The sequence below is a fragment of the Mycobacterium sp. E2989 genome (assembly GCF_001667595.1).
Lineage (GTDB): Bacteria > Actinomycetota > Actinomycetes > Mycobacteriales > Mycobacteriaceae > Mycobacterium.
Window position 1 is genome coordinate 1 of record NZ_LZJX01000035.1, and the last position, 5,390, is coordinate 5,390.

Genomic DNA, 5,390 nt, shown 5'->3' on the forward strand with positions numbered 1-5,390 from the left:
CGCGGACACGGGCCAAGACGGCATCGAGATCGTCGAACACCGCGTCGACGTCTGGATGACCGCTTGGACTCATACCCCCGAACCTAACGACCCCCACCGACAAAAACGCGCCCGAAAATCGCCATAGATACACACTCGCGCAAAAACTTTCGCGCGGGAGCGGTCGGGGCTGCAAACCGCTAGAAGTTCAGCCCCGAGTACATGATCCGATTCGGGTCGTACTTCTGCCGCACAGCCGTCAGCCGCGACAGGTTCGAGCCGAAGTAGCGCGCCGGCGCGCCATTGGGCTCCAGGTAATTGACGTATCCGCCGACCGAGATCTGTTGCACCGCTTGATGCGCGGAGCTCAGCCAGGTGTTCGCGGCGGCGACCTGGCCGCCGGACGGTTCGACGTACCACTGCAGCACGGCCGCCTGGTTGCGCCACGGAAAAGCGGTGTCCCCGGCGGCCACGTCCGCGGCGGCGCCGCCGAGCGGGTCGACGAGCACCGACGCCTGCCCCGCCCCCGACGGCCACTGCCCGATCGCGGTCGCAATGGCATGTGCCGCAGCGGAATCCACCGGCCCGATGACGTCGGAACCGGCCAGGAACGCGCGGGCCGGCGGATTGGAGCTGCCCCCGGCCAGGTACATCACCAAATCCGAGCGATTCATCGTCTTGTTCATCACGGACGTGGGCGCCACCCCCACCGCGGTCTTGATCGCATCGACCACGCCCGCGCCCGCGCCCGCCGGGCAGAGCGCCAGCACGTGGCAATTCGGCGCCGAACCGATCATCAGATCGACTATGCCCCAGGTGTTTCGGTCCGCCGCGCTGAGCCAGGACTGCCAACCGACGAGCACCTGGGTGGCCGACGCCGGCGGGAAGTCGAGCCGCACCACGTCGCTGTCGGAGGTCGCGAAGGTGGAGAACGTCATCGACGTGGTCACCCCGAAATTGCCGCCCCCTCCGCCGCGAAGCGCCCAGAACAGATCGGGGTTGTCGTTGGCCGAGGCGGTCACCACGTCGCCGCTGGGCAGCACCACCGTGGCCGACTGCAGCGCGTCACAGGTCAGGCCCGCGTGCCGGGTATCGGGCCCGATCCCGCCACCCATCGCGAGGCCGGCGATGCCGACGTTCGGACAACTGCCGGTGGGAATCGCCCGGCCGGCACTTGCCAATGCCTGGTGGATCGCGTACAGGGTGGTCGCGGGGGTGACGGTGACAGTGTTGCCGTCGAAGTTGGGCGCGCCCGGGAGCCCCCGCAGGTCCAGCACCAAGGTGCCGTTGGCACTGGACGCGCCGATGTACGAATGCCCTCCCCCGCGCGGGGCGACCTTGAGGTTGTTGGCCGTCGCGAACGCCACCGCCTTCTGCACATCCGCCTGCGACGAAACCGTCACCACCGCAGCGGGATTGGAACTGTCATAGAACGAGTTGAAAACCTTTTTGCTGGTGGCGAATTGGGCGCCGTTGGCGGGCAGCACGACGCTGCCGCCGATGGAGGACGCCAGCCCGCCCCAGCCGGCGGCGGGGTCCGCGGCGGCGCGCGCCGGGCCCAAAACCGCCCCGGTCGCCAACATTCCGACGGCGCCGCGCAGAAACGTCTGGCGCGAGATGCGGCCCTGCATCAGGGGGTCAAGCGGACGGCTGCGATTCGTCGTCATGTGCGGAGATTCTTAAACATTTCACACGCAAAAGCCCGGTCTGGGCGCCCGTGTCAAGATCACAGTGTGGCTTCGATCCGCCGAAAAGCGTGCCGAGCGCAGACCGCCCAATAATCGACGTCGCGGCCGCGGCCGACTCACAAAACGCTTATTGTGCGAACCTTTATCCCACCGTGTCGCAAACGTGACAGTGATAGCTCAGAGTTCTCAACGTGATTCGAGTGCTTTCTGCGCACTCCACGATTGCGGGGGAGGCTGCATGAAGGCACTGGCACGAACGAACCGATGGATCTGGCTGTTTCGGAACCAGCCCCTGACCGTTCGTCTGCTCGCTGCCGCCGCCGGCCTGCTCACCGCGGCGTCGGCGTTCGCCGCGCCGGCCGGCGCGGACAACCCCGACGACAACTTCATCGACGCGCTCAACCACGCCGGCATCGACTTCGGCGAGCCCGGAAACGCGATGTCGGTGGGCCAGTCCATCTGCCCGATGCTTGCCCAGCCGGGCGGCAACTTCGCCGCGGCCGCGTCCAGCGTCTCCGGCCGGGGCATGTCGCCCATGATGGCGCGCATGTTCACCACCATCGCGATACAGACCTACTGCCCGGAGCAGATGGCGAACCTGGCCAGCGGCAACCTGTCGGTTCCGCAGATGCCGGGAATGCCCGGGCAGGTTCCCGGCGTGCCCGGCATGACGGGCGGGCAGATCCCCGGCATGGCCGGACAAATCCCCGGCGTGGCGGGCCAGTATCCCGGCATGGCCGGGCAGATGCCCGGCATACCGGGGCGGATCCCGGCGGCGCCGGGTATCTAACCGGTACCCAGCGGGTCGATGGTCCACGCGATGTAGACCATCGCGGCCGCGACCGTCGCCGTGGTGACGAAGTCAATTCCCTTGCTACGCACCACCAAAAGGCCGGACCGCTCGTCGGACAGCACCAATCTCAGCGCCGCCGCCAGGCCGACACCGATGCCGATCAACAGTGACCCGCGGCGCCAGAAGTTGGCCCCCACCAGCGCCAGCGCGGTCGCGAAAGTCAAGCCCACCAGCAGGATTGGCCACTGGGCCCTGACGAGCGACCTCGCGCTCATTGCCGCTCGGCGAGTTCGACGACGTTGGTCAGCAGGAACGCCCGGGTCAACGGGCCGACACCGCCGGGATTCGGGGACACGTGGCCGGCGACCTCCCACACGTCGGGGTGCACGTCGCCGACCAACCCGTTGTCGGTCCGGCTGACCCCCACGTCGACGACCGCGGCACCCGGACGCACCATGTCGGCGGTCAACATATGTGGTACCCCGACGGCGGCCACCACGATGTCCGCCTGCCGGGTATGCGTGGCCAGATCGCGAGTTCCGGTGTGGCACAACGTCACCGTGGCGTTCTCGGAGCGGCGGGTCAGCAGCAGGCCCAACGGGCGTCCCACCGTCACACCCCGGCCGATGATGACCACGTGCGCGCCGGCGATCTCGACGTCGTAGCGGCGCAGCAGGTGCACGATCCCGCGAGCGGTGCACGGCAGCGGCGCCGCCACGCTGAGCACCAGCCGGCCCAGGTTCGTGGGGTGCAGGCCGTCGGCGTCCTTGTTCGGGTCGACCCGCTCCAGCGCCGCGTTCTCGTCCAGATGCTTGGGCAACGGCAACTGCACGATGTAGCCGGTGCAGTGCGGGTTGGCGTTCAGCTCGTCGATGGTGTCGTGAAGCGTCGCGGTGCTGATGTCGGCCGGCAGGTCCCGGCGGATCGAGGTGATGCCGACCTTGGCGCAGTCGGCGTGCTTGCCCCGGACGTAGGCCTGCGACCCCGGATCGTCGCCGACCAGGATGGTCCCCAGCCCGGGCGTGCGGCCCGACGCGGTCAGGGCGGCCACTCGTTCTTTGAGATCGACGAAGATTTCGTCGCGGGTGGCCTTGCCGTCCAGTGTGATTGCGCCCACGCCTGACAGTCTGGCATGCCTTGCCGTTAGGCTCCCGATATGTCTACCCCTCCGGACGTGTTCAGCCCGGCCAAGCTGGGCCCGATCACGCTGCGTAACCGCACCATCAAGTCGGCGACCTTCGAGGCCCGCACGCCCGACACCCTGGTGACCGACGACCTGATCGAATACCACCGGCTGCCCGCCGCCGGCGGCGTCGGCATGACCACCGTCGCCTATTGCGCCGTCTCCCCCGGCGGCCGCACCGAGGGCAACGGGATCTGGATGCGCCCGGAGGCGGTGCCCGGCTTCCGTAAGCTCACCGACGCGATCCACGCCGAGGGCGCGGCGGTGAGCGCGCAGATCGGCCACGCGGGGCCGGTGGCCAACGCCAAATCCAACAAGGCCAGGGCGCTGGCACCGGTGCGGTTCTTCAATCCGATCGGGATGCGGTTCGCCAAGAAGGCGACGCGCGACGACATCGACGACGTCATCGAGGGGCACGCGGGCGCCGTCCGGCTGGCGATCGAAGCCGGCTTCGACGCGGTCGAAATCCACTTGGGCCACAACTACTTGGCGAGCTCGTTCTTGTCCCCGCTGATCAACCGGCGCGACGACGAGTTCGGCGGGTCGCTTGAGAACCGGGCGAAGGTGGCACGCGGCATTGTGATGGCCGTGCGCCGCGCGGTGGAAAAGGAGGGCACGCCGATCGCGGTCACCGCAAAGCTCAACATGACCGACGGGGTGCGTGGCGGCATCTCCACCGAGGAATCGCTGACCACCGCCAAGTGGCTGCAGGACGACGGCGGGCTGGACGCGATCGAACTCACCGCGGGCAGCTCACTGGTGAACCCGATGTACCTGTTCCACGGTGACGCGCCGCTCAAGGAGTTCGCCGCGGCGTTCAAGCCGCCGCTGAGTTGGGGCATGCGGATGACCGGCAAGAAGTTCCTGCGCGAGTACCCCTACCGCGAGGCCTATTTGTTGCGGCACGCCAAGCTGTTCCGCGCCGAGCTGACCATGCCACTGATCCTGCTCGGCGGCATCACCAACCGGGACACGATGGACCTGGCGATGGCGGAGGGGTTTGACTTCGTCGCGATGGGCCGGGCGCTGCTGGCCGAACCCGACCTGATCAATCGGATCGCGGCCGACGGCGCGGCGCACAGCGTGCATTCCGCGTGCACGCACTGCAACAAGTGCATGGCCACCATCTACACGCGCACCCAGTGCGTGGTCACGGGCGCCCCCGATCTGCTAGCGCGGTGACGAGAGCGGGCCCCCGAACGCACATTTGGACCTCAGGGTGGCCTTGGGTTCACGAGATACAGTTGGTTCGATGAGTGCACCAGCCGCCCCCGTGCTGACGGTTCGTCATGACGGGTCAGAACGCACCTTTGCCGCCGGCCACGACGTGGTGGTGGGGCGCGATCTGCGCGCCGACATGCGCATCACCCACCCGCTCATTTCGCGCGCGCACCTGCTGCTGCGGTTCGACCAGGGCCGGTGGCTGGCGATCGACAACGGTTCGCTCAACGGCACTTTCGTCAACGGCCGGCGGGTGCCGGTGGTCGAGATCCACGACGGCCAAAGCCTCAACATCGGGAACCCGGACGGGCCGCAGCTGATGTTCGAGGTCGGCCGGCACCAAGGGATGGCCGGGCGCCCACCGCAAACCGAGTCGATGGGCATCCCGATGGCGGCCCAGCCATCCGGCGCGGCGTGGTCCGCCTCGCCGGCGGGCCCGCCAGTCGCGGCCCCACCCGGTCGCCGTTGACGAAGGTGCCGTTGACGCTGTGCGCGTCGCGGATCTCGGTGCCCAGCGGCGGCTCGG

General features: G+C 68.3%; 5 protein-coding genes and 1 pseudogene. 3 read left to right on the forward strand and 3 right to left on the reverse strand.

Annotated elements, in window-relative coordinates; translation table 11 throughout:
- Window positions 1-179 precede the first annotated feature (179 nt).
- Window positions 180-1,610 (reverse strand): FAD-binding oxidoreductase, encoded by a 1,431-nt coding sequence (locus A5680_RS07670; RefSeq protein ID WP_067817879.1) that lies wholly within the window; start codon window positions 1,608-1,610, stop codon window positions 180-182.
- Window positions 1,611-1,905: 295 nt separating this feature from the next.
- On the opposite strand from A5680_RS07670, the gene A5680_RS07675 reads away from it, so the two are divergent.
- A complete protein-coding gene (locus A5680_RS07675) occupies window positions 1,906-2,457 on the forward strand; it encodes a DUF732 domain-containing protein (protein WP_067817883.1) in 552 nt (183 codons plus the stop codon).
- On the opposite strand, the gene A5680_RS07680 is transcribed toward A5680_RS07675, so the two are convergent.
- Both A5680_RS07680 and A5680_RS07685 read right to left on the reverse strand, forming a co-directional pair.
- Window positions 2,454-2,735: a DUF3017 domain-containing protein gene (locus tag A5680_RS07680; protein WP_055405320.1), complete on the reverse strand. Its 282-nt coding sequence runs from the start codon at window positions 2,733-2,735 to the stop codon at window positions 2,454-2,456. The two genes, A5680_RS07675 and A5680_RS07680, sit on opposite strands and share 4 nt — an antisense overlap.
- The gene (locus tag A5680_RS07685; protein WP_067817886.1) at window positions 2,732-3,577 is read right to left on the reverse strand and encodes a bifunctional methylenetetrahydrofolate dehydrogenase/methenyltetrahydrofolate cyclohydrolase; all 846 of its coding nucleotides are present in this window, start codon (window positions 3,575-3,577) and stop codon (window positions 2,732-2,734) included. The genes A5680_RS07680 and A5680_RS07685 overlap by 4 nt, the downstream gene beginning before the upstream one ends.
- Before the next feature lie 39 nt (window positions 3,578-3,616).
- On the opposite strand from A5680_RS07685, the gene A5680_RS07690 reads away from it, so the two are divergent.
- Window positions 3,617-4,825: an NADH:flavin oxidoreductase gene (locus tag A5680_RS07690; RefSeq protein WP_055405318.1), complete on the forward strand. Its 1,209-nt coding sequence runs from the start codon at window positions 3,617-3,619 to the stop codon at window positions 4,823-4,825.
- Between the two features lie 70 nt (window positions 4,826-4,895).
- Window positions 4,896-5,306 (forward strand): annotated as a pseudogene (locus tag A5680_RS07695) (FHA domain-containing protein); the annotation flags it as partial.
- Between the last annotated feature and the right edge of the window lie 84 nt (window positions 5,307-5,390).